This window comes from Microcoleus sp. S28C3 (assembly GCF_036700785.1).
GTDB classification, from domain to species: Bacteria; Cyanobacteriota; Cyanobacteriia; order Cyanobacteriales; family Microcoleaceae; genus Microcoleus; species Microcoleus asticus.
Genome location: NZ_JAUBPO010000082.1, coordinates 2,797 through 28,105, shown reverse-complemented (window position 1 = coordinate 28,105; position 25,309 = coordinate 2,797). Strand labels below are relative to the sequence as shown.

20 protein-coding genes are annotated in these 25,309 nt (G+C 46.1%); 13 read left to right on the top strand and 7 right to left on the bottom strand.

From position 1 onward, the window contains the following. Nucleotides 1-293 precede the first annotated feature (293 nt). The 3 genes from psb27 to QUA13_RS22550 all read right to left on the bottom strand — a co-directional run bounded on the left by psb27 (nucleotide 294) and on the right by QUA13_RS22550 (nucleotide 5,202). Nucleotides 294-692 carry a photosystem II protein Psb27 gene (gene psb27 / locus QUA13_RS22560; protein WP_333202063.1) on the bottom strand — a complete coding sequence of 133 codons (399 nt, stop codon included), beginning with the start codon at nucleotides 690-692 and terminating at the stop codon, nucleotides 294-296. Nucleotides 693-839: 147 nt separating this feature from the next. After that, nucleotides 840-2,072 (bottom strand): AAA family ATPase, encoded by a 1,233-nt coding sequence (locus tag QUA13_RS22555; RefSeq protein WP_333202061.1) that lies wholly within the window; start codon nucleotides 2,070-2,072, stop codon nucleotides 840-842. Between the two features lie 307 nt (nucleotides 2,073-2,379). Beyond that, complete coding sequence (locus QUA13_RS22550) at nucleotides 2,380-5,202, bottom strand: cation-transporting P-type ATPase (RefSeq protein ID WP_333202058.1); 2,823 nt, start codon at nucleotides 5,200-5,202, stop codon at nucleotides 2,380-2,382. A 1,367-nt stretch (nucleotides 5,203-6,569) separates the two neighbouring features. Here QUA13_RS22550 and QUA13_RS22545 point away from each other — a divergent pair. The 8 genes from QUA13_RS22545 (at nucleotide 6,570) to QUA13_RS22510 (ending at nucleotide 14,436) form a co-directional block, all read left to right on the top strand. Next, nucleotides 6,570-7,088 (top strand): phycocyanin subunit beta, encoded by a 519-nt coding sequence (locus QUA13_RS22545; RefSeq protein ID WP_015175794.1) that lies wholly within the window; start codon nucleotides 6,570-6,572, stop codon nucleotides 7,086-7,088. A gap of 102 nt (nucleotides 7,089-7,190) precedes the next feature. Next, nucleotides 7,191-7,679, top strand: a complete 489-nt coding sequence (cpcA, locus tag QUA13_RS22540; protein ID WP_172185445.1) for a phycocyanin subunit alpha — start codon at nucleotides 7,191-7,193, stop codon at nucleotides 7,677-7,679. Between the two features lie 148 nt (nucleotides 7,680-7,827). After that, on the top strand, nucleotides 7,828-8,643 hold the full coding sequence (locus QUA13_RS22535) for a phycobilisome linker polypeptide (RefSeq protein WP_333189735.1): 816 nt from the start codon (nucleotides 7,828-7,830) through the stop codon (nucleotides 8,641-8,643). Between the two features lie 219 nt (nucleotides 8,644-8,862). Next, complete coding sequence (locus tag QUA13_RS22530; RefSeq protein ID WP_333202056.1) at nucleotides 8,863-9,732, top strand: phycobilisome linker polypeptide; 870 nt, start codon at nucleotides 8,863-8,865, stop codon at nucleotides 9,730-9,732. 115 nt (nucleotides 9,733-9,847) lie between these two features. Further along, complete coding sequence (locus QUA13_RS22525; protein ID WP_333202053.1) at nucleotides 9,848-10,156, top strand: phycobilisome linker polypeptide; 309 nt, start codon at nucleotides 9,848-9,850, stop codon at nucleotides 10,154-10,156. 233 nt (nucleotides 10,157-10,389) lie between these two features. Further along, nucleotides 10,390-11,229 carry a HEAT repeat domain-containing protein gene (locus QUA13_RS22520; RefSeq protein WP_333202051.1) on the top strand — a complete coding sequence of 280 codons (840 nt, stop codon included), beginning with the start codon at nucleotides 10,390-10,392 and terminating at the stop codon, nucleotides 11,227-11,229. 417 nt (nucleotides 11,230-11,646) lie between these two features. Continuing rightward, on the top strand, nucleotides 11,647-13,611 hold the full coding sequence (locus tag QUA13_RS22515; protein ID WP_333202049.1) for a hypothetical protein: 1,965 nt from the start codon (nucleotides 11,647-11,649) through the stop codon (nucleotides 13,609-13,611). A 198-nt stretch (nucleotides 13,612-13,809) separates the two neighbouring features. Beyond that, entirely contained in the window at nucleotides 13,810-14,436 is a 627-nt protein-coding gene (locus QUA13_RS22510; RefSeq protein WP_333202047.1) for a HEAT repeat domain-containing protein, read from the top strand. On the opposite strand, the gene QUA13_RS22505 is transcribed toward QUA13_RS22510, so the two are convergent. Continuing rightward, nucleotides 14,425-14,718: a DUF2103 domain-containing protein gene (locus tag QUA13_RS22505; protein WP_015175787.1), complete on the bottom strand. Its 294-nt coding sequence runs from the start codon at nucleotides 14,716-14,718 to the stop codon at nucleotides 14,425-14,427. The two genes, QUA13_RS22510 and QUA13_RS22505, sit on opposite strands and share 12 nt — an antisense overlap. A 100-nt stretch (nucleotides 14,719-14,818) precedes the next feature. Then, nucleotides 14,819-15,286, bottom strand: a complete 468-nt coding sequence (locus tag QUA13_RS22500; protein ID WP_333202045.1) for a response regulator — start codon at nucleotides 15,284-15,286, stop codon at nucleotides 14,819-14,821. 429 nt (nucleotides 15,287-15,715) lie between these two features. Here QUA13_RS22500 and QUA13_RS22495 point away from each other — a divergent pair, with 429 nt between their 5' ends. After that, entirely contained in the window at nucleotides 15,716-16,042 is a 327-nt protein-coding gene (locus QUA13_RS22495; RefSeq protein ID WP_172185429.1) for an antibiotic biosynthesis monooxygenase, read from the top strand. On the opposite strand, the gene cas6 is transcribed toward QUA13_RS22495, so the two are convergent. Both cas6 and QUA13_RS22485 read right to left on the bottom strand, forming a co-directional pair. Beyond that, nucleotides 16,043-16,924: a CRISPR-associated endoribonuclease Cas6 gene (cas6, locus tag QUA13_RS22490; protein WP_333202043.1), complete on the bottom strand. Its 882-nt coding sequence runs from the start codon at nucleotides 16,922-16,924 to the stop codon at nucleotides 16,043-16,045. Nucleotides 16,925-17,081: 157 nt separating this feature from the next. Then, complete coding sequence (locus tag QUA13_RS22485; RefSeq protein WP_333202041.1) at nucleotides 17,082-18,164, bottom strand: class I fructose-bisphosphate aldolase; 1,083 nt, start codon at nucleotides 18,162-18,164, stop codon at nucleotides 17,082-17,084. A 224-nt stretch (nucleotides 18,165-18,388) separates the two neighbouring features. On the opposite strand from QUA13_RS22485, the gene QUA13_RS22480 reads away from it, so the two are divergent. The 4 genes from QUA13_RS22480 to QUA13_RS22465 all read left to right on the top strand — a co-directional run. Continuing rightward, complete coding sequence (locus QUA13_RS22480; protein WP_333202039.1) at nucleotides 18,389-21,025, top strand: M1 family metallopeptidase; 2,637 nt, start codon at nucleotides 18,389-18,391, stop codon at nucleotides 21,023-21,025. A gap of 285 nt (nucleotides 21,026-21,310) precedes the next feature. Further along, entirely contained in the window at nucleotides 21,311-21,727 is a 417-nt protein-coding gene (locus tag QUA13_RS22475; RefSeq protein WP_333202037.1) for an NUDIX hydrolase, read from the top strand. Between the two features lie 135 nt (nucleotides 21,728-21,862). Continuing rightward, nucleotides 21,863-22,897 carry a 5'-methylthioadenosine/S-adenosylhomocysteine nucleosidase gene (locus QUA13_RS22470; protein ID WP_333202035.1) on the top strand — a complete coding sequence of 345 codons (1,035 nt, stop codon included), beginning with the start codon at nucleotides 21,863-21,865 and terminating at the stop codon, nucleotides 22,895-22,897. Continuing rightward, nucleotides 22,898-25,309: P-loop NTPase (locus tag QUA13_RS22465; protein WP_333202033.1), on the top strand; the 2,412-nt coding region annotated here is incomplete at its 3' end.

The window sequence follows — 25,309 nt, the reverse complement described above, 5'->3', positions numbered from 1 at the left end:
ATAAGACTCGGTGATTAAACCGCTGCTATGTTATACAAACTTTCCTCTGCCTAAGTGTTGGCGCGCAGGCACGCGCCTTCGCAGACTCAAAAATAAAGGGGGTAAAAAGCCCGAATTCGATCTCATATCCAGTTCAATTTTTCAGTATTTTTTCACTAAATGCTGCTGAAAAAAGCGCCTGGGTACAGTGGGCGCTAAAAGCAGTTGATATTTCTACTAAAAATTGTTAACACTCAAATATCAAGGATGAAAGATGAATTATTAGAATTTATCCTTTATCCTAAATTGTGAGATTAAGATCCTCTGTTGAGAGCAGCTTCTACCTGCTGAAATTCTGCCTCAAGACGCTTTTTCAACTTTTCAGGAACAGGACGGTTTGGATAGGAACTGTAATGTCCTGCCAAAGAGTTTAATGCCGTGCGCATTGTCGTGAAAGATGCCAGCTTGGTAAGAGAGGGATCGCGGCGGTATGCAGCAAAAAAATCGTTAATACTTGTGCGAGCAGCGGCTTGGGCGGCTGCTTTTTCCGGCGCGCCCTCTGGTAAAGTGAGCGCTGTTCTCAAGCTGTTCACTAATGCTAATGTGTCTGTGCCATAATCTCCACTCAGAGTGGCCGGAACATTGGTACAGCCCGCTATGCCGATGACAACAACTAATACCAGAGCTAACAGACGGGAAATGTAATGCTTCATAAGGTTTAGAAAAATGGAAGCGAAAGCGGTAATCAAAATTAACCTTTATCCTATCTCGAATTGAGCTAATAATGCCAATTTTTCAATTTTTTTGTATCTTTACCATGAAACAGAAAATTTGTCAATCTAAAATCTAAAATCTAAAATCTAAAATCGATTGATTTGTCCAGCAACGACGGAGAGAATTTGGGTTTGTCGCAGCCACTGAGTGTCAAAAGCGCCTAAATGAGTCGTAGTAATCAGAGTTTGAAATCGTTCTTGAATTGTTTCTAAAAGTTGATTTTGGCGGCTCAGATCGAGTTCTGCAAGTACGTCGTCGAGCAACAGTAAAGGTGCTTCGCCGACGACTTCTTCAATAAGCTGCAATTCGGCTAATTTTAATGCTAATACCAGAGTTCGCTGCTGGCCTTGGGATGCGTATTGACGAGCTGGGGTACTGTTAATTGTAAATGTAATATCGTCGCGGTGGGGGCCGACTAAAGTTGTTCCTTGAAACTGTTCTGCGATCGCCCTTTTTTGAATTTTCTCTAAAAATGCTTGCCGCACTCCTTCGAGATTCTCTTTAGCGATTAATTCCGAACTTACTTCAATATTAGCATCGTATTTCACATCTAAAACTTCTGCAGAACCGCTAATTGAACGGTGCCAATTTCGAGCTAAAGGCATCAATCGCTCCAAAATTCGATCGCGCCTGCGGATGACGCGAGCGCCCGCTGTCGCCAACTGCGCGTCCCACAATGCTAATTCTGAACTGGGAATTGGGAATTGGGAGTTGGGAATTGGTAAGTCTTCTTTATTTGCCGGTTCGGGACTTTCGGGTGCAAGAAATTGCATCTTGTCAAAACTTTCGGAAAATTCCGCTTTCCTGATTTCTTTAGAACGTTTCAACAGAGCGTTTCGCTGGCGCAAAATTTGGTTGTACTGCTGCAAAATGTGAGCGTAAATCGGTTCTAACTGGATAACTAGGCGATCGATCCAATTGCGCCTTCCTTCGGGCCCGCCGCGCACTAAGTCCAAATCCAAACAAGAAAATTGCACTACATTTAAGACGCTCAAAAAGTCTAAATGGCGGCGCAGCGGTTCACCGTTGAGCTTCAGTGTCCGACGCGCCTGAGAGCGAAGAGTTAAAGCTAAGTCGATCGGTCCGGCTTGACGTTCGAGTGTAGCATCAATTTGCCCGCTCGGCTTTGAGTCGAGTATTAAATCGCGATCGCGCCCTACCCTGTGGCTTTTTAATGTAGAAAGTAACTCTACCGCTTCTAACAAGTTAGATTTTCCTTGAGCGTTATTTCCTACTAAAATGGTTTTGGGAGCGTCAAAGGCTACCTTTTGATCGAAGTAGTTCCGAAACTGCCGTAGGTGCAGCGTTTTCAAATACATAATATGAGTAATTGGTAATTGGTAATTAGTAATACACTCATCGTAGGGTGAACGACCGGGCACACCTTACAGGTTGGCCACCCATCGCCTTTACGATTGCGATTTTCGCCGAGCGTTGCGCTCGCAATCACATTATAACGAACTAATAAATGTTTAATTGTGACACAATCTCTTGAGTCTTCATAGCGATTACTTTCGCTGTGAGCCAGGGGTTGAAACCCCTGGCGGATGTGAAGAGAGAATAGTGCCAAATGCGAGGGATCTAGCTAATAATGAAACATCGCTCAGTATTCGTCAGCCGTTAACACTATTTTCTAGATTTGTAAAAGCGCAAGAACAGTTTTTCCATTTCAATCCAGACAAACATTAGGGCGCTGAAACCGAAGCAAACCATCAATTCAAACGCCGTTAAATAATGAGTGCCGAAAAATGCTCTCAGCGGCGGAACGTAAATCAGCATCAATTGCAGAAAAGTAGTCACAATTACAGCCCCCCACACAAAAACATTAGTGAAGGGATTTAACTCAATAGTTAGCTGAGTGTTAGACCGAATTGCGATCGCGTGACCCATTTGTGCCAAACAAAGAGTTGTAAACACCATTGTTTTCCAAGCCTCGGGATCACCAACATGGTTAGGGTTGGTGGTATATCCGTAAGCCCAGGACATCATTGCGATCGTCAAAATTGCAAAAATAATCCCGATCCGAATCATGTAAGAACCCAAACCCCGCGCAAAAATACTTTCTCGCGGACTGAAAGGAGGCCTTTTCATCACGTTCGGTTCCCCCGGTTCCACAGCCAAGGCCAAAGCGGGAACGCCGTCTGTTACTAAGTTCATCCACAAAATTTGCAGCGGCGTCAGCGGCACTCCTCCCAAACCCATTAAAGGTGCTGCCGCAATTGTCAAAACTTCGCCGATGTTGCTGCCCAAAATGTATTTAATAAAGCGGCGAATATTGCTATAAACCACTCGCCCTTCTTCAGCGGCGGCGACAATAGTTGCGAAGTTGTCGTCGAGGAGCACCATATCGCTAGCTTCTTTGCTGACATCGGTGCCGGTAATCCCCATCGCGATGCCGATATCGGCTTGTTTCAAGGCGGGGGCGTCGTTAACTCCGTCGCCGGTCATTGCGACAAATTTCCCCCAACTTTGCAAAGCTTGGACTATTCGCAATTTGTGTTCGGGGGAGACGCGGGCGTAAACGCTAACCTGTTCGACTTGCTGTTTGAGTTCTTCTTGGCTGAGCTTTTCTAATTCTTGACCGGTGAGAACTCGATCGCCCTCTGTTGCAATACCTAAATCGTAAGCGATGGCTTTTGCTGTCAACTGGTGGTCTCCTGTAATCATCACCACCCGAATGCCAGCATCGCGGCACTTCAGCACTGCTTCCCGCACTTCCGGGCGCGGGGCGTCCAGCATACTGACGAGTCCCAGCCAAATCATGTCTTGTTCGCTGGTTTCCTCAGAACCTTCGGGCGGTATGTTTTCCCAGAGTTTGTACGCAAACCCGAGCACTCGCAAACCGCCGCTTGCCATGTTGTTGTTTTCCACGAGGATGCGATCGCGCATTTCCTGGGTTAAAGGTTGTACTCGATCGCCGGCTATAATGCCTTTGCAGCGCTCCAAAGTCAACTCTGGAGAGCCTTTGGTCAGCATCAAATAATTCGGCTGCTGTCCTTGTGCTGCGGGAAATCCCGAATTTCCAGATCGGCCCGGCACTTCGCAAATTACGCTCATCCGCTTGCGTTCGGAAGAAAAAGGAAATTCCGCCGTCCGCGGCAGCAATTGAGACTGTTTTTCCTTATAAATGCCTGCTTTTCCGGCTACACACAGCAGAGCTCCCTCGGTGGGATCGCCCAAAATCTTCCATTCTTGCTCTTCGTGCTGCAGCACTGCGTCGTTGCAAACTGCACAAGCAATTAATAAAGATTCGAGTTCTGGATATTCCTCTAAATTATTAATTTGGGATGAGGTATGGCGATCGGTAAAATCTCCGATCGGGGCATAGCCGTCGCCTCCAACGCCGACTGTGCAGTCGCCCGTAGAGACTAGCTGAACTACCATTTTATTTTGAGTCAGAGTACCTGTTTTGTCAGAACAAATGGTTGTTACCGAGCCCAAAGTTTCTACAGCAGGCAGTTTGCGAATCAGGGCGTTTCGCTTCACCATCCGCCTAGTTCCGAGTGCCAGAGTAACTGTCACGACTGCTGCGAGTCCTTCGGGAACCACAGCCACAGCCATGCTCAGAGAAACTTCTAACAAATCTTCCCACCTGCTGGTATCGAACCCGAGGCTGCCGTTTTGGAAGGTAATCATGCCGCCGATGACGACAATTGCGACTAAGGTTAGGGCACCGGAGACTAGAACCTTTCCCAACTGATCCATCCGCTGTTGCAGGGGAGTCGGTTCGTTTTCTACTGACTGAAGCATGGCGGCAATTTTGCCCAGTTCAGTTTGCATTGCGGTGTTGGTGACGATCGCCTTTGCTCGTCCCTGAACAACTTCTGTGCCCTGAAAAATCAGGTTGAGTCGATCGCCCAAGGAAGCATCTTCTGGAAGTTCTAGCTCTGCTTGCTTGGTAACTGCTAGAGCTTCTCCCGTCAAAGCAGATTCTCGGACTTGCAAGTTGGAAGATTCGATCAAGCGTGCGTCTGCTGCTATTTTTACCCCAGCCTCTAACAGCATCACGTCTCCGGGTACGAGTTCCTTGGCTGCTATGTCGGAAGTTTTGCCGTCCCGCAGGACTCTGACTAGGGGGGAAGCAAGGTTTTTGAGGGCTGCGAGGGCTTTTTCAGCACTTTGCTCTTGGAAAAAGCCGAGAATGCCGTTGAGTATGACGATCGCAAAAATGGCGATCGCATCTTTGGGAAAAGTATTCGACCTGATGTCCAAAAAAGCCGAAATCACGGCCACACCCATCAGCATCAACAACATGATGTTGGTGAACTGATCGACAAAAATCGACCACGGACTGCGGCCTCCTGTTTCTTCTAGTTCGTTGGGGCCGTATTGCTGCAAGCGTTCTGACACCTGTTTGCTGCTCAAGCCAGCGTCTTTGTTGCTGCTTAGCTGCTGGAGAGTTTGGTCAATTGCTACGGTGTGCCAAGAAGAGGGAGAATTTGAAGACATAAATTACGATCGGTCATGGGGCATAAAGGTGGTTGCGGCCGGACAGCTACAGCCGATCCATCTGGCTGATTACAGTAAGAGAGTTTTAAGTTTTGAGTTCTGAATAAAAAACTGTTTAACTTGGGATTGGTTTTGGGCGGTTCGATGCCGGGGAAGCAAAAAGCTTTTAACTTCATTGCGTCTGCCTGCTCGATCGCGCCGTTTGTAGACCTACCGCTGATAGCACTTATCCACCTTACTACTAAAAATTAGCAATTCTTTCGGCTATGACACACAAAAGAAGCTGAAAGCAAGAGTGACTTTAGTCCGGGGATGCCAGCCTGCGCCGCAGGTCAAAACCTACCTTAAAAAAAACTTAATCAAACGCTCGTATCCGAACCCATCTATTCCCGTTGTTAAAAGAAAAATGGCGCTGCGTTGACAGGTCTCGATCGCCTATGTTGGTTTTCTCACCGTCCAAAATGCTCAGCTTGCCACACGCTTGCGTGGGACTATTCTGTGGGAAGCAGAACATATAACAGATAACAGATAGATGAAGAAAGTTTTTTTGCAACCGCTGCAGGGCACAGAGTAGATGCTTGGTCTTGGGTCAAGTCTAAGGACTCCCCATGATACAAGAGAATCCCCGCGTTATGAAAGACCGAGCCCGGTCTTTCAACTTCCAAGCGCTGAGTTTGGTCACTAAATGCTGATATTTCCGGCAAAAACTGAGGCTGTGGCGAGCGGGTTCACAATCTTTTGGATTTTACCCACACCCAATTCTGCAGCCCTCCTGACATTGGGCAGAATGTTTGGTTTTTTCCCTATTCCCCCAGCCTTCTTTTACCAAAACTTTAATTTACTTAATACTTCTTAACAATTAGGCTTTTCCAGAGAAAGCCCACAAAGGCGATCTGCCTACAGGAATGTTTGGGTAGGTTCCACCGCCACTGCAGGGCGATAGAAGCAAACTCTTCGTTTAGGGGTGCGCTCGCGCATCTACCCTCAGAAGGAGATTTGCCCGCACTTGCCCCGGAGATGTTTACATTCTTAGAGAGATAAGTTTCTGTAATAATTTGTAATAAACAAAGGCGGGCGAGCGTTGTATAAAGATTATCAGAGGGTTGAAACGACAGGCCAAAGTTAACAAAACACTGATTGACAAGGTTTGTCGCATCTCATAAAAGATGTAAAAAATTCTAAGGTTTCTTAAACGTCCGTTACGATGTAACAATAGTGCAGGTAGCGGAAAGGGAGAACTCGATGGAAGCAGCAGATTAGCTGGCATCCTATTTCAACCCTTACAGGCACTCGTAGCCTGAACAAATTTAACTTAACGGTTTTATACCGCAACCAAACTCAATTAACTCAAGTAGGAGAGTTCTTTCATGTTTGACGCATTTACAAAAGTGGTTTCCCAATCTGACGCTCGGGGCGAATTTCTAGCTCAGGGTCAACTCGATGCTCTCAGCAGCATGGTTTCCGACGCCAACAAGCGGATTGACGCAGTAAACCGCATCACCGGCAGCGCATCCACGATCGTGGCAAATGCAGCTCGCACCTTGTTCGCCGAACAGCCTCAACTGATCGCTCCTGGTGGCAATGCGTACACCAACCGCCGCATGGCAGCTTGCTTGCGCGATATGGAAATCATCTTGCGCTACGTCACCTACGCAACATTTGCAGGCGACGCCAGCGTTTTGGACGACCGCTGCTTGAACGGTCTGCGCGAAACATACCAAGCTCTGGGAGTTCCAGGTGGCTCGGTTGCAGCCGGCGTGCAAAAAATGAAAGAAGCAGCAATCGCGATCGCTAACGACCCCAACGGCGTTACCCGTGGTGATTGCAGCTCGCTGATGTCTGAAATCGGCAGCTACTTCGACCGCGCTGCCAATGCAGTCGGCTAAAAATAGCCAAGCGAACATTTCTTGTAAAGAAGCGAGCATCGCATTTTTGCAAACAATCATTTTTGTACAAAAACAACACAACATTAGGGAGAAACCAGAACAATGAAAACCCCTTTGACTGAAGCAGTAACCGCAGCCGATTCTCAAGGCCGTTTCCTGAGCAGCACAGAACTGCAAGTCGCCTTCGGCCGTTTCCGCCAAGCAGCAGCAGGTTTGGAAGCAGCCAAAGCGTTGACCGCCAACTCTCAGCGCTTGATCGACGGTGCAGCTCAAGCTGTGTACAACAAATTCCCGTACACGCAACAAATGCAAGGCCCGAACTACGCTTCTACCCCAACCGGTAAAGCCAAGTGCGCTCGCGACATCGGCTACTACCTGCGGATGGTAACCTACTGCTTAGTTGCAGGCGGCACCGGTCCGATGGACGAGTACCTGATTGCAGGTGTTGACGAAATCAACCGGACATTTGAATTGTCTCCTAGCTGGTACGTTGAAGCTCTCAAGTACATCAAAGCCAACCACGGTCTGAGTGGCGACGCTGCAACTGAAGCGACTTCCTACATCGACTACGCAATCAACGCTCTGAGCTAGATTTGCGTGATGCCCGGGATTGTAAGCTGCTGTTAGCTTAAGTGTTAGCGGTTGTTTAGAATTCCGGGCATCTGCGATCGAAGCCTAGTTTTGCAAATACTTTTTTAAGCAGTTTTCAATTTTTAAAGCAAAAAAGGGAGAAGCGAAGATGGCGGGATTAGGTGCAGCAGAACGGTTGGGAATAAAAGCATTTGAAGAAGCGGGACGGGTAGAACTGCGCCCCCACTGGACGCAAGACGATGCGAAAGCAGTAATTCGCGCCGCTTACAGCCAAGTTTTCGGCAACGAGTATTTAATGTCGAGCGAACGACTTACCAGTGCTGAATCTCTGCTGCTGCAAGGGCAGATTTCAGTTAAAGATTTTGTGCGGTCAATTGCACATTCCGAAACTTATCGGAAAAAGTTTTTTTATCCGAACTCGCAAACGCGGTTAATTGAGCTTAATTACAAGCATTTGTTGGGCCGCGCTCCTTACGACGAGTCGGAAATTGCTTTCCACGTTGATTTGTACAATGCAGAAGGCTACGAAGCTGAAATTAATTCTTACATTGACTCAGTTGAGTATCAAGAAAATTTTGGCGAAAGTGTAGTGCCTTACTATCGGGGTTTCGCGACTCAAAGAGGTCAAAAAACCGTCGGTTTTAACCGGATGTTTCAACTGTACCGGGGTTTTGCTTCTAGCGATCGATCGCAAAACCAAACCCAAGCCCGGCTGACTTGGGAAGTAGCGAGAAATATGGCTTCGCCGATATACACGGCCTCCACCGGAAAAGCCCTTGGCGGCACGTCCGGCGGTTCTCGCGACCAACTCTACCGAGTCACCGCAATGCAAGGTTCGGCTAATTTTTCGCCCCAAGTGCGGCGGACTACTACCGAATACCTCGTGCCTTACGAGCAACTTTCGGGCCGCTTGCAGCAAATCAACAAACGTGGCGGCAAAGTGGTAAGTATTACCACAGCTTAAAGTTTGTGTATTGACGTTTTTTTGAAACGTCTTTAGCAAATTAGGACTAAGGCTAAAAAATTCTTCAATTTTATGTGTATAGGTAAGGTGCGCAGTGCGCACCCTACTTTGAGCAGGCGCGGACTGCGCGCCCTACTTTGAGACATATTAGCCTTAGTCCTAAAAATCTCAAGTGCAACAAAGCTTTAAACTTTTGTCATTAATTTAGGAGAAAATCTGGTGGCGATTACAACAGCAGCGTCCAGACTGGGAACATCCGCATTGAGCGATGCGCCGAAGGTAGAACTGCGTCCGAACTACACCAAAGACGACGTTGAAGCGGTGATTCGTGCCGTTTACCGTCAGGTGTTGGGCAACGACTATTTAATGAAATCCGAGCGACTTATAAGTTCCGAGTCTTTGCTGCGAGACGGCAGTTTGAGTGTACGAGAATTTGTACGCGCTGTAGCTAAGTCAGAACTGTACAAAACCAAGTTTTTCTACAACAGTTTCCAAACTCGGACGATCGAACTAAACTACAAACACTTGCTCGGTCGCGCTACCTACGACGAATCTGAAGTAATTGAGCACTTAGATTTGTACCAAACAAAAGGCTACGACGCTGATATTGATTCTTACATCGATTCAGTAGAGTATCAAGAAAACTTCGGCGAAAGTATCGTGCCTTACTACCGCGGCTTTAACACCCAGCGGGGGCAAAAAACCGTCGGTTTTACCCGGATGTTCCGCCTGTATCGCGGCTATGCAAACAGCGATACATCTCAACTAGAAGGTAATAACTCTCGCTTAGCTGTCGAACTCGGCACTAACACCGCTACGGCTGTAGTTGGGCCTTCTGGCGGTAACGAAGGTTGGGCATATCGGCCTTCTGCCAGAAACGTAACTCCCAGCAGCACTTTCGGCGGCGCGGCAGCTTACGGCAAAGAAGGGCGGCTGGTGCGCGTGGAAGTTTCGGGCATTCGCACGGGCGGCTATCCCAGCGTGCGCCGCAGCAGCAAAGCTTTCATCGTACCTGTTGAGGAGTTGTCCTCGCAAATGCAGAAATTTCAACGCATGGGCGCGAAAATTGCCAGCATTACTCCAATTTAGTCAGTTGGCAGTTGGCAGTTGGCAGTTGGCAGTTGGCAGTTACTAGCTTTTAGTCAACAGTCAACAGTCAACAGTCAACAGTCAACAGTCAGAATTACCAATTACCAAGAAGCTTATGTTGGGTCAAATTGTAGCTGGAAAAAGTGGTAATACAGCTTCCGCCGGTCGCTGCTTTCGGTATGAAGTTGTGGGCTTGCGCCAAAGCGATGAAACAAATAATGTGGATTATTCGATTCGATCGAGCGCGAGTACATTTATCAACGTGCCTTACAATCGGATGAATCAAGAAATGCAGCGGATTACTCGCATGGGCGGGAAAATTGTCAGCATTCATCCTTGGAGCGCGGGTGCAGAATCATCCCATGAATCATCCCATGAATCATCCCATGAATCATCCCATGAATCATCGAGTGATCACCAATAGTTTGGTGGGAGGGGCGATGAAAATCGCTCCGACACAAGCTAGAAGGTGCGATGAAAATCGCTCCTAGACAAACAAAGTCCACTCCAAGCGGACTAAGAGTTAATGTAACCCGCGCAGGCGGGTTTTGTCTGTTTAGTAGCGATTTTAATCGCCGAGTTTCCCCAACCCTTGCCTTGCAGGTTTTGTCTGTATAACAGCGATTTAATCGCCGAATAACTAATAACTAATAACTAATGACTATGGATTATTACGAATCCGACTCACCGCCGGCGGGTGTAGCCGAGGGCGAGTCTTTAACTGTGGAACAGGCGATCGCAAATTTGCACTCCCAAGATTACAGTCTCCGGTATTATGCTGCTTGGTGGGTTGGTAGATTTCGAGTCAAGGAACCTGCAGCTATTGCAGCTTTAATTGCCGCATTGCAAGAAGAATCAGAACAAACAAAAATCGGCGACTATTCCCTATTGCGAAATGCGGCGCGGGCTCTGGGTAAATTGGGCGACAAACAAGCCTTGCCGGCCCTGATTCGCTGTTTAGAATGCGCCGATTATTACGTGCGGGAAGCGGCGGCTCAAGCTCTAGAAATGCTGGGCGATCGCGATTCTATTGGGCCGCTAATGAAGTTATTAGATGGGGGCGTAGTTGTTGCTGTGCGAGTGCCAGGAAAATCGCACCTCGTGCAACCTTACGACTCGGTAATTGAAGCTTTGGGAACGCTGCAAGCGACAGAAGCAATACCGCTAATTTCACCTTTTTTAGAACATTCTGTGGAGCGGGTGCAGTACGCTGCGGCGCGGGCGATGTATCAGTTAACTGGTGAGCGGATTTACGGAGAGCGGTTGGTAAGCGCTTTGAATGGGGATAATTTGCAGTTGAGGCGATCGGCTTTGATGGACTTGGGGGCGATCGGCTATTTGCCGGGAGCTCAAGCTATTTCTGAAACTTTAGCAGAAAATAGCCTGAAATTGATTGCGCTCAAAGGAGTTTTGGAGCATCACCTCAATCAACAAGCATCCCTATCTTTATCAGATGATGCTATCCGCGTTATGGATTTAATGGATAGTTTACTTTAAAAAATTAGTTCACAACTGAAATAGGATTGCTGTAGCGATGCTCAATTTTCTCGCGTAAATTCAGGAAACAGCACTTTTCAGGAGACAACACATTTCAGGACACAGCGCCGTGCTGTTTCCCTACCGCATATCTGTATTTCATGGAGTTGAGAACTGCTATTTTCTCGCTTTTATCCGGGTGAACCGATGGCTGATGATTTGATGGAATAAGAAACGAGGCTTTAGGTACTAATTATTATAAATATCAGTGAAAATACTGAGGTTTGTAGCTGTAGTTGGTGAAACCGAACCTGTTAAAATAATATTACCATCTGGATGAGTTTTCAGTTAAAAAAGTTTGGGTTTGGACTCCGGGCGATCGCGGAATGCTGGGAGATGGTTGTGTAGCAGCTAGAAGTATAAATCGGGGGATTCACCATGAGCAGCGATCTTTTTGAAGTCCAAGTGCAACATTTTGCAGCGCTGAAGTCCAAGTATCAAGCAACAAAATATGAAGATTCATCTCCTTCTAGTCTACTATATCTCATCCTGCGAAAAGCTGATTTAGAATTTGAAATTACCGACTTCGAGCGGAATTGGTTACTAAACCAAGAGCTTTTGGAAACAAGAGAAGCTATCGAGCAAGAGCCACTACGTAAGGCTAAAGAACGAAGAACACTAGAGGCTGAATTTTATAAACTCAAGTCTAAGTTTAAAGTAACCACAGGGCTAAGCATATCCAGTCCTTTGTATTTTATCCTTTGGAAACTTGATTCAGAAAATCAGCTAACTGACTTGGAAGTTAAATATCTGCAAAAACAGGGGCTTACTCAAACAGTTACTATCGTTCAAGAGATGGCGCGATTTGCTGCACTAAAGGCTAAGTACCGAGCAACTGAATATCCAAATTGTTCACTTGATAGCCTCTTGTATCAAATCCTCAAGCAACTGGATGCACGAGAAATATTAAGTGATGTAGAGGCTAACTGGCTGTTCAATAACCAACTGGTTGATACTCTAGAAATTTTTTGGCAACAAAAAGCTGTACGGGAAGCTAAGTTTGCCCAACTCAAGGATAAGTACAAAGCTAGTGAATACCCAGAAACATCTGTATCAAGTCCGTTGTATCCCATCCTGAAAAATCTTGAGGCAGATCGGCAGTTGAGCGAGTCAGAACTTAACTGGCTAGAAGAGCATCAACTTAGCGAAACGCTTAGCATTGTTTTGGAGATTGAACAGAAACGACACTTTGCTGAACTGAAAGTTAAGTATAAAGCTACTACTTATGAGGATTCATCGCTCTCTAGCCATCTGTATAAAGTTCTCAAGAAAATTGATTTAGACAATCCGCTAGGTGAGCAGGATATTAACTTTCTGAAAAAGCGTAAACTGACCGAGACAATTACTCTGGCGCTTGACAAATATGCTGCTAGTCTCAAGTCCAAAATTCAATCTGGAGAGCCGTTGAGTGAGGCTGATTTTGATTGGATCAAACAGAATGGACGTGATGATGTAATTACTTTTGCCCAAGACAAATATGCTGCTAGTCTGAAATCCAAAATCCAATCGGGAGAGCATTTAAGTGAGGCTGATATTGATTGGCTAAAACAGAATGGATATGAAGACGTAATTACTTTTGCCCAAGAAAAGGAATTTGCTGCTCTGAAGTCTAAGTATGATGTCTCGAACTATAAAGATAAGACACCTTCTAGTCCGTTATACGTAATTCTGCAAAAACTGGATAAAGGAGAGCGACTGGAACCAACAGATGTTGCTTGGCTTGAGGAGAATAAAATTGAAGCATCTCAACCCAGCTATAGCTATTATGGGTGGCAGGAAGAACGCCGATCTCAAGGGCAGAGACTGTTCTCTGGCAAGATTTTTACAGCTTACCACAAAATCGAAGCACTTTTTTATGAACAGCAGTACAAAGGCACTGGAAATAAATGGAACTTGGCTAATGCCAGCAGTCATTGGCGGAAGGCAGAGCAACCGAGAAGTGCATTGAACCTGACAGAAAATCTGGACTTAGACAAAATTAAAGAAAATAAGCTCAAGTCCGCTTTGCTAACAACTAGGGGCGGTGCTTTTCGAGATATTAATAAACTAGATGATACCGAAAAATGTGCGCTAAAAGCTATTGAGTATCAGCCTCAGAGTCATCATCCTTACACTTTGATGGGAGCTATTTGTTTTGAGCGGGGTCAATTCTTAGAGGGCGAACGTTGGTTTAACGAGGCAATTAAACGCGGTGCTTCACCCAGAGATCAGGATGCGGAAATGAAGCGGGTTGTCAAAAATGCTAAAAATGGGAAGCGTCGGGAAGTTGTGGAATATCTGCTAAAAAAAGATCCGCAGCGGTATGCTTGGGCTAAGTTTTATCGGAACCGCCAAGACGGTTAGGATGCACAGCGCAACAGTTCCTAGGGCGGGTATGGAGTCGAGTTTTTTGCGGATTCGACTCTTTAACCAAGACAGTCCTACTTCGAGCAGGGTAAGCTTTTCAAGTTAATCGCCGCGCCTCACCCACGCTGCAAAAAGTTCGATCGCGCGATCGACCCAACCTACAATTACAATAGTCACGGTAAAGCTTACAAATAAATGGCATTAGAACTAATTCAGGCTGTCGAACAAGCAGATTCTTCCGAAGGCTTGTTAAACTCAGTCAAAGCACTGGCGGCGGCTTCCTCACAACAATCAATTCCTACCTTAATTACAGTGCTCGGTTACAACAACCCAGGCGCCGCTGTTGCCGCCGTTGACGGGCTGATTCAAATCGGAGAACCTGCGGTGCTGCCGCTTCTAGAACAGCTTGACGGCTACAATTACGGGGCGAGAGCTTGGGCTGTTCGGGCTTTGGCGGGAATTGGCGACCCCAGGGGTTTGGAGATTTTGCTCGATGCAGCGGCGAATGACTTTGCTTTGAGCGTGCGGCGGGCGGCGGCTAGGGGTTTGGGGACGATTTGCTGGGAACTGATGCCGGCAGAACAAATTGCAGATGCTCAACTTCGCGCAGTGAAAACGCTGCAGCAAGCGTCCCGAGACCCTGAATGGGTGGTTCGCTACGCAGCAGCGGGGGGTTTGCAAGCTTTGGCGGGTGCTGCGACTGTTAAACCCGATTGGTTAGCGGAAGTTTCGGCGAGGCTTGAGGAAATAGCCCAAACCGATGAAACAGCTTCAGTTAGGGCCCGGGCTTTGCTTGCTAAGCAAAAATTGTCACTTGGCTAGGGTTTGGGCGATCGTCTCTTCCAAGTCCCCTTGACTGAGAGTGGTTAATATAAAGACTTCTTGTACGGTTTTGCCCTGTCTGGCGATGATTTTAAATCCCCCGCGGATCGGTACTGACACTCTTAATGTCATGCGGGGGATGTGTCCTTTAACTTTGTTGATGACGCCTGGAGTAACGGTTTGAATGCCCATTTTTAGGGTGAGGCGCTCTAAAATTGGTATCAAACCGGGAAGGTGGGTAGAGTGATTCCAAACTAGGCGGCCTTTGGGTTGTGCGTTCATAAATTTTTAACCAAATTCAACATACCCAGTCTAAGCCACCTCTGGCTGGAAGCAGTTTGAAATTCCCTCAACTTGTCTATCAATAACGTTACTGTGCGTGTTATTGCGAGCAAAGCCACGCAATCTCAAATCGAAATTTTTGATTCCAGCCGCGCAAGCTGAGATTTGATGGTGCAAAATTGTCCTGTACTTTTTGATGTTGTGGGTTGGTAATTGTCGGTTTTTCTAGTTGAGCGGCGATCGCCCCGAGTATTTTTGCGGCGCTGCAAGGTTTCTTGATATAACCGTCTGCTTTAAGTTCTAGAGCCCCTTCCATTTCTGAACCAGTCATAAAAATAAACGGAATGCTGGCGGTTGCAGGTTGCGATCGCAAAACCGCGAAAACTTCTAAACCGTCTACTTCGGGCATCATGACATCAGACAAAATTAAATCGGGAATTTGGGCAGCTAACTCGATACCGACTTCTCCGTTTTCGGCGCCGACAGCTTCAAAACCTCGCGATTTCAGAAGTTCTAATACGGTTTCTCGGATTAAATCGTCGTCTTCTATGACTAATATTTTTTTCATTTGTTTTACTTTCCTCTTTACTTTGTTTATATTTGTATGTTATGATTCTGGCATTTGAGTTTTAAGAAATTCAATAGGGTTATTGCAAAAACCCACTTTTTACGGGCTACTTTTTACTTCAAAGCCTGCGATCGCAACTACGCACGCTTATTCGATCTATCACCAGCTTTACCTTTTGTACTAGCGCTCGAAATCGCTCCGGCGTACCTAGCATTGTGAAGGCCTAAAATTTTGGGTTCAACAGTTTATTTAATAGAGATTGCAGCCGGCTAACTCAAAAAGCTTCTATTTGAGTTGCGATCGCAGCTACGTGTAATTAATAAATCCGCCGATGAGCTGAGCGCGAAACTACAAACTGTGAATTTCACAAATTTCTGGCGATCGGGTAAAATATACCTTGCTGTATCGCGATTTGTTGAGGAAAAGGATATGTCAGAATTTCTAGACTTTCTCAGACATCAGTTTGCTTACGTTGCCATTGGCGAATTTAAACCAGGAAAATTTAAAGAAGCAGAAGAACTTTTTGAAAAAGCCGTTGCAACTTATGCTACAGGTTTTAAGGGAGCATACCTGCTGCAATTGCCCAATACAGACAAAGGTATTGCCATCATTTTTTGGGAAAGCGTAGAAGAGATGGCCGCCAATCAAAGCCAAGCTTATCAGGAAATATTGAAGCAAATGACGCCTTTGTTTGCCAAAATTCCAGACACTGATGTTTATGAAATCGTCAGTGAAATTCAGCCTAAAAGTAAATGATTAAAAATCCTGCAACCTGCGCGTCATTCCCATTCCCATCGGCGTCTTTCGCCCGACTCCGCTGTAAAGCGCAAAATCTGCTAAAGTGTTAATTTGCTTGATAGTATCAGGAGCTAGATCTCCCATAATTCGATAACTAATATCGCCGACGCAGCCAATAAATTTACTTCGAGAATCCGTACAAACTTCTGTTCGGATATCGAAGAAACTGGGGAAAATAGCTTCGGTGAAAGTAGGTTCGATCGCAATCCTGCTGTACTTGTTCCAGCGATTAACTAAACTGCCAAAAATACTCTCACGAGTGGGCATAGCACTATCGTACACACCTTGCCGAAAATTAGTAGGAGTGCAAAAAGTGAAAGCAATTTGGCGCTCAGTTTCCGAAGCTCTATCGAACAATTCGGCGTAAGTACAAAAGTTTACCCACGGCTGGTTTGATTGCGGTTCGCTCAAAATATTAGTAATGTATATATTTGTTGGGCCAAGATGCCAAGGGCGAGCGAAATTGAGTTGCTGCCAAAGTTGAGTTAGGCGATCGAACAAACCGTCATCCAGCAGAGAAATTCGCCACCAAATCGGCGTATTTTCCTGAATAGCTTGCTTGTAATCCCACTGTACAGCCTGCGAAATTGTGCGGGAAGCAGGAGGCAAAACTCTCTTTTGTGACTGCGGCGCGCTGCTTTTGTAAGCCTCTTTTCTGCTTACTTGAAAAGGGCTTAAAGTGAAAGCTTTTTCATGAGATTGATCGTGCAGGTACGCACTCAAATTGCTGTCTACAGCACTCACAAGGTTCAGAAATAAAGCGTGGAGATGCCGTCCCGTTAAAAACTGAGATGGAATTGGTGCAACTGGCAGCAGGTTTAAAACAACGCTGTGGGGCATTTTAAAATTAAATAATGTGTCTCTATATGTGTTCAGCTAGTATTAATATTACAGCTAAGTTGCAACTTATATTAAGGAATTTTAATCAGGTAAGGTGCGCAGTGCGCACCCTACGTTTAGGTTGTGATCTTGAGGCAAATCTCTGTGCTGGGAATTTTTAGGCGATCGAGATTTCTGGCGACAAATAAACGTCTTGGATTGCGTTGAACAATTTTACACCTTCTTCAAAAGGACGCTGAAAAGTTTTGCGACCGGAAATTAAGCCGCAGCCACCAGCGCGTTTGTTGATTACCGCCGTGCGAATTGCTTCAGCAAAATCGCTTTTACCGGAAGCACCGCCGGAGTTAATTAAACCCATCCTTCCCGCATAACAGTTGAGCAATTGATACCGAGTTAGATCGATCGGGTGATCCGTTGTCAAATCAGAGTAAACGCGCTTGTCGGTTTTGCCGTAACTGTGACCGCTAGCTTTAGCAACTGCTTCATAGCCGTTGTTGCATTCGGGCAATTTCTGCTTGATAATGTCAGCTTGAATTGTCACTCCCAAGTGATTTGCTTGTCCGGTTAAATCCGCTGCAACGTGATAATCTTTGTCTTGTTTAAAGATATCGTTGCGGAGGTAGCACCACAAAATTGTCGCCATTCCGTATTCGTGAGCGTGGGCAAAAGCTTGACTGACTTCTTGGATTTGTCGCGTCGATTCCGGGGAACCAAAATAAATTGTTGCTCCCACTGCAACTGCTCCTAAATTCCAAGCTTGTTCGACAGAAGCAAACATTATTTGGTCGTATTGATTGGGATAAGTCAGCAATTCGTTGTGATTGAGCTTGACAATAAAAGGGATTTTGTGCGCGTATTTGCGAGATACGCTTCCCAAAACTCCTAGCGTTGTCGCGACAGCATTGCAGCCTGCCGAAATTGCTAGTTTGATGATGTTTTCGCTGTCAAAATAGATGGGATTCGGTGCAAAAGAAGCGGCCGCCGAGTGTTCGATTCCTTGGTCTACCGGCAGGATAGATAAATAGCCGGTATTTGCCAAGCGTCCGCTAGAATAGAGTTGCTGAAGCGATCGCAAAACTTGAGGAGATCGATCGGTTTGAGCAAAAATGCGATCGACCCAATCCGGGCCCGGCAGGTGCAACAAATCTTTAGAAACTTTCGCTTGATGGGTGAGCAAGTCTTCGGCTTCGTCGCCCAGCCAAGATTCGAGCGAACTGGGAACTGATAGTGTAGCTGTCATGCAGATTTCCCTCTCTATTTCAATTGCAGGCTGATGATTGCAGACATTAGCCTTGCTGATATTGTAGCGAAAAAATCATATTTTCCATCCCGGCAACGATCGACCCAGTTTTTAACAAGTTAGCGACAACAGCAACTAGGACGCGCTACTCTATAATAAGCTGGCAATTCAGCCGGATCTGCGCTGCCAGCGATCGCCGATCGATTCACAACTTTGCCATCACAATGTCAAATACTTACTTTGATTCTGAAAACAGTCACAAATCCTTCGAGATGCCGGGTGCTCGACCGCATTACAATCCAGATCGCCCCGGTCAAGTAGAGCATATTTTCCTCGACTTAGTGCTGAATATTCCCAAACAAAGCTTTCGCGGCACTTGCAGCATCCGCCTCAATCCAGTCCGCAGCGGCATTGACAAATTAACCTTAGATGCGGTAAACCTGAACATTGAATCGGTAAAAGTTGGCGAAACCAAGCAAAATTTCGACAGCGACGGCGAAGTGCTGCAAATTCAACTGCACGAACCAACAGAAGCTTACCAACCAATTACTATTGCGATCGAATACTGGGTCGAAAAACCCCAGCGCGGTCTCTATTTCGTCGGCCCCGACAAAAACTATCCAGACAAACCAACACAAGTTTGGACTCAAGGCGAAGACGAAGATTCCCGCTTCTGGTTTCCCTGTTTCGACTATCCCGGACAGTTGGCAACTTCCGAAATTAGAGTGCAAGTTCCCAGACAATTTTTTGCCATCTCCAACGGGGAATTAATTAGCACAAAAAACGACGGCGACGATAAGATTTATCACTGGTCGCAAACCCAGGTACACCCGACGTATTTAATGACCTTAGCAGTTGGAGATTTCGCCGAAATCAAAGACGAATGGAACGGCAAACCAGTTAATTATTACGTTGAAAAAAGCCGCGAAGCAGACGCTAGGCGCAGCATGGGCAAAACGCCTCAAATGATTGAATTCTTCTCTGAAGCATTTGGCTATCCTTACCCTTTTCCCAAATACGCTCAAGTCTGCGTCGATGATTTCATCTTTGGCGGTATGGAAAATACTTCGACAACTTTGCTAACAGATAGGTGCTTGCTAGACGAACGCGCCACCCTCGACAATCGAGGTACTGAAAGCTTAGTTGCCCACGAATTAGCTCACCAGTGGTTCGGTGATTTAGTAGTAATTAAACATTGGTCTCACGCTTGGCTGAAAGAAGGCATGGCTTCTTATTCCGAGGTGCTGTGGACTGATAAAGAATATGGCAAAGAAGACGCGGCTTACTATATGTTAAATGAAGCCCGCAATTATTTAGCTGAAGATAGTTCCCGCTACCGCCGCCCGATCGTTACTCACGTTTACCGCGAAGCAATCGAATTGTACGATCGCCATTTGTACGAAAAAGGCGCTTGCGTTTATCACATGATTCGCGCCGAGTTGGGCGACGAATTATTTTACAAAGCCATTCACACTTTTGTGCGGGATAACGCTCACAAAACTGTAGAAACGATCGATTTGCTGAGGGCGATAGAAAAGGCTACCGGTCGCAATCTCATGTTTTTGTTTGACCAGTACGTTTATCGCGGCGGTCATCCAGATTACAAAGTTGCTTATTCCTGGGATGGCGACAGCAAATTAGCAAAAGTGACTGTAACACAAACTCAGGTAAAAGACAGCAAAAATGGCAACGGGAACGGCAACAGCAAAGATCTATTCGATCTGAAAATTCCGATCGGCTTCGGTTACAAGCCGGAAAAAGAGGCATACGAGGACAGTTCTGCACCTTCAACCCCGAACCTAAAAACTTTTACAGTGCGAGTCTACGAACGCGAGCAAAGCTTCTATTTTCCCCTAGAAGAGAAGCCTGCATTTATCAGTTTTGATGTCGGGAATAAATACTTAAAAACAGTTGTTTTAGAATATGGAGTTGCGGAACTAAAAGCTCAGTTGCAATTCGATCCCGACCCGGTTTCTCGGATTTACGCTGCTCACGCTTTGGCGAAAAAGGGAGGACTGGAAGCGGTGAAAACGCTGTCAGAAGTTCTCAAGAAAGAGCCGTTCTGGGCTGTGCGGGCGGAAGTTGCCAGTCAGTTAGTAGAAATTAAACTTGACCAAGCTTTTGAAGGTTTAGTAACTGGTTTGAGAGATAAAGATGCTCGCGTTCGCCGTGCTGTGGTGGCGGCGCTGAGTAAAATCAAAACTCACGAAACTTATAAAGCGCTAAGATCGATCTTAGAAAAAGGCGACGCCAGCTATTACGTAGAAGCAGCCGCAGCGAGTGCTATTGGCGGAATATCAGCAGCTAACCCCGACGAAAAACCGACCGACGAACAGGTACTGAAAGAGTTAAAATTCGTGCTGAAAGAACGTCAGGGGTGGAATGAGATCGTGCGATCGGGTGCGATCGTCGGTTTGGCGCAAATGAAAACTTCTGAAGATGCGCTGAATCTAATTTTGAAATACACTGCTGCGGGTACTCCACAAGCTTTGCGCTTGGCTGCAATTCGCTCTTTGGGCACAATTTCGACGGGTCAAACCAAGGTCAATTTAGAACGGATTTTGCAGCGATTGGCAGAATTATCTAAAGAGACGTTTTTCTTGACTCAAGTCTCTGTAGTAGCGGGATTAGGACAAATGCAAACTCGCAAAGCAATTCGCATTTTGGGTTCTTTAGCTGACCAAACTCCCGACGGCCGCGTCCGCCGCATGGCTGATGAAGCTGTGCAAAGAGTGCAGAAAAATGCTGGTTCTGATGCAGCGGTAAAGCAGTTGCGGGAGGAATTAGACCAGGTGAAAAAGGAAAATCAAGATTTGAAGAGTCGTATGGAAAATTTGGAGGCTAAGGCGAAGAAAGATTAGACGTAAAACCGCATACCGGCGCAGCTAAAGGCAGATATTGTCGATCGGCTTTTATCTGCTTGTCGGTAGAGGATTGCGCCCGGTTATTATAATAATATTATTGTTCAGTGGGAGTGCAGGGGAATTTCCTATTTTCCACAGAGGGGAAAAGCCAACTATCTCTATTCTAGACTTTGTTGTCTCAACTGGGGAATTATTTAGAATCTGGAGGCAAATTTTATTTTTTAGTTGTAAACCTTTGATGAACTAGCAGCAGCTTTTGCACCCAGAAATATTGCAGAAATTATGAGTATAAGAACCGCTGTATTGGTAGAACAATCCGGGGTAATTCCCTATCGTATTGAAGACGGAGAAATTGAAGTAATGCTGATTACTTCTTCGGCTAGCAAGCGCTGGGTTATTCCCAAAGGATTAATTGAATCTGACATGACTCCCCAAGATTCCGCCGCCAAGGAAGCTTGGGAAGAAGCAGGTTTGTTGGGTAAAGTGTTCCCTGATTTGCTTGGAACTTACGAGTATCAAAAGTCCGGCTGTACTTGGCAGGTAGGGGTATTTTTAATGCAAGTGCAAGCAGTTCTGGAAATTTGGCCGGAAGCTAGCAAGAGAAAGCGGCAGTGGGTAAGTATTCCTAAAGCAATTAAGCGGGTTAACGAACCGGAACTCAAACTCATTTTTGCGGATTTGCAGAATAGGTTCTGGTGAATAATACCCAGATTCCCGACTTTTTGAAGAAGTCGGGAATCTAATTGGTCGATCGCAAATCGAAATGACTTTTTTAATCCCCAAGTACCAAAAAACTTGTCATAATAGACAAAAAGCTTCTCTATATAAATCCTTATGCCCTGTGCTGTTATTCTGACTGCTCTCTCCGTTGAGTGCTCAGCCGTTTGCGCCCATCTGTCCGATATTCAGGAAGAGCTTCATCAACGGGGGACGATTTATCGCTCGGGGAAGTTCGATTCGTCTAAAGATGTGTGGGATGTCGCCGTTGTCGAAATGGGAGCAGGTAATCCCCTTGCAGCAATGGAGGCAGAAAGAGCGATCGCCCTTTTCAACCCTGATGTTATTCTCTTTGTCGGAGTGGCTGGGGGGATTAAAGATGTAGCCCTTGGTGATGTGGTCGCATCTACTAAAGTTTACGGGTACGAGTCAGGCAAAGCAGAACAAACCTTCAAACCCAGACCTGAAATCGGCTTATCTGCCTATAGCCTACAGCAACGAGCCAGAGTTGAAGCCGGGAAAGATGATTGGCTGAAAAGATTGCCTGTGACGGAGCCAACTCCTCGCGTCTTTGTTGCGCCGATCGCAGCGGGTGAGAAAGTGATTGCCTCCACGGAATCGGAGGTTTTTCAATTTTTGCGATCGAACTATGGGGATGCTGTTGCGGTTGAAATGGAAGGCCTTGGTTTCCTTGATGCAGCGCGTGCCAATCAGCAGGTGTCTGCGATGGTTATTCGAGGTATTTCTGATTTGATTGATAACAAAGCGAAGGTGGATAAAGCGGGTTATCAAGAAATTGCTGCCCGTCATGCTAGTGCGTTTGCATTTGAGATGTTGGCGAAACTGCAACCGAAACAGGAGGTAGTACCAGCAGTTTCTACTTCAAAGCCTGCAATTGGGATGACTCTGATTAATAACGTGCCACTGCCGGAACGGAAAGAGTATATACTGGATTTGTTGAATCGACTCATACCCTCTCAATTCGATACAGTGATTTTTAAGTACGATGTTGATTCAGCTCATCTATCGAATGGAACACAAAATCAGCGAGCGATCGACCTAATCCGCTATGCCATCCAAAGAGAGGGTGCAGATTTATCGCAATTGCTTCAAGTCATTTATAAAGTTGCATCCCATCTGAAGGAGCGGTAAATGGTCGATCGCGATAATTTGTTGGATCAACTGAATACACTGTCTGACAGTCAACAGGAAAGACTGTTCTTTCGGCTTGACGTTGATGAGGCTCATCTTCGCACGGGTGTCACCAAAAACCAGCAGAATATTGATTTAATCCGTCTATTTGAGCAGGAAGATGGTCTACCACGTCTCCAGAAGGCACTCCTTGACCTCTCCTTTTTCAAAGAGTTTATGCCAGCAGGGACTTATCCAGTGGGAGATGAACTCTTGAAACGGGAGGAATCACGAGAGCAAGAAACGATGCAAGCAGCAGCAACCCGTGGAGACGATCCGGAAGACTACAAAATCACACCTGAAAAGTTTTACTCCTTTCAACGGGGAACCGAATGGTTGGGGGTTTTTCGCGAATGGGATGCCCCACGAAGTTTCCGAACAGAGCTTTTAGAAACCACAATTCGGAATAGTCAGAATTACCGCAACCGCCCTTGCCCTGCAACAGCTATTATTGGGCATGGCGGTTCGGGTAAGTCAGTGGCGTTGCGTCGTCTGGCATTAGATTTAGTGGATCGAGACTACAAAGTCTGGTGGGTGGACAATCTACAGAGACTGGTTGATTCTGGGTTAGATAATTTTATTGAGCATGAAAGCAAACCCCAGTTTTTGTTGATTGACAACATTCAATATCTGGATGATGGCTATCTCAAACGTTTGCGTGAGGACTTGAGTAAGTATCCCTTTTTAGTGCTAGTAGTTGCTGGACGGCAGTTGCCGCGCGAGCTAAAACTCGGAGATCAAAAGGTGTTCACACCCGATGAAGCAACTGATAGAATTATCATTCTCGATAAAATTGCAGAAGTGTTACCTGCTTGGGCAACTATGGCTTCTCAACTTAAGGTAGAATCCCTGAGAGAAGCGCGGCTGGTTCGGATTTTGTTGGTTTTAGCACGTGGGCAAGAGCCTGTTCCCAAAACCCTGGAAGAACTGGAGGAAGTTTTCTTACGCATTCTGGTAGATGATTTAGAGAGAATTCGGGAACAGTTTCCTGGTTTGGCTACTGCCATTATGGATGCGGCTATTTTTCGACAAGTGGGAATGGCAGGTTTGTATCCTTCTGTCTTAATTGCTCTTGCCAATGAATATCAGCCCTGTGCCCGAATTCCGATTTTGTTTGAACAGGTTACTGATAATTCCCGATGGGATGTGGTTACTTCCTTATTATCCTTTGATCGAAGTCAAAATAATTTTTTATTTCATCATGATGAACTCGCTGAAGGCTTAATCCAGGCGAGTGAAAAAGGACTAATTGAACCCTATATTGACGATCCATACAGAAAAGTTATTCTAGACAGAACTATCTGTTTGGCAGTTAAGTCAGAGGGCAATACAGAAATTGGGAGAGATATTTCTGAGGTCGGCTCCGAGCTTCTACGCCTTTTCTTTTTATATAAGCTTAAGAATGCAGTTGCTCCAACCACTATTCTTCAATATATCAATAAACTTCTTGATGCAAAGGTTGCTCACTATGCCTATTTAAGTTTGGTTGTTGAAAATATTTTAGATCTCACACAAGAGCAAAGATTGAAAATATTTTTGACCGCTGCTGAGCTTGTACCCACAAGGCAGAGAGGGAACAGTATTTTATGGCGCTCAGTTTTAAAGTGGGTGCAAGACTCTTATCCCAAAAGTGGGCAAGATGAAATTTGTCAACAACTATATCAAGCTGGCTGCCGAAGTCCTCAATTCATAAATGGGTGGTCAAAGAATCTTTCGCCAACACAAGCTAAGCTGCGAGCAAGAGAATGGATAAAGGATAGTCAAGCCTATCAAGTACTCTGTCGCTGTTTGGATTTGCTAGGGGAAGAAGCCAAAGAAGAGGCGCGCGTCCTCCTCACCACACCAGGGCAAGCCTATCAAGTACTCTGTCGCTGTTTGGAATTGCTAGGGCAAGAAGCCAAAGAAGAGGCGCGCGACCTCCTCACTACACCCGGGCAAAACCCTCCTGTACTCTGTCGCTGTTTGGAATTGCTAGGGCAAGAAGCCAAAGAAGAGGCGCGCGTCCTCCTCGCTACACCAGAGCAAGACCCTCAAGTACTCTGTCGCTGTTTGGGATTGCTAGGACAAGAAGCCAAAGAAAAGGCGCATGAACTGCTCACTACAGCCGGGCAAGACAAGGAAGTACTCTGTCGCTGTTTGGATTTGCTAGGGCCAGAAGCCAAAGAAAAGGCGCATGAACTGCTCACCACACTCAGGCAAGACCCTCAAGTACTCTGTCGCTGTTTGGATTTGCTAGGGCAAGAAGCCAAAGAAGAGGCGCGTAAACTGCTCACTACAGCCGGGCAAGACAAGGAATTACTCTGTCGCTGTTTGGATTTGCTAGGGCAAGAAGCCAAAGAAGAGGCGCGTAAACTGCTCACTACAGCCGGGCAA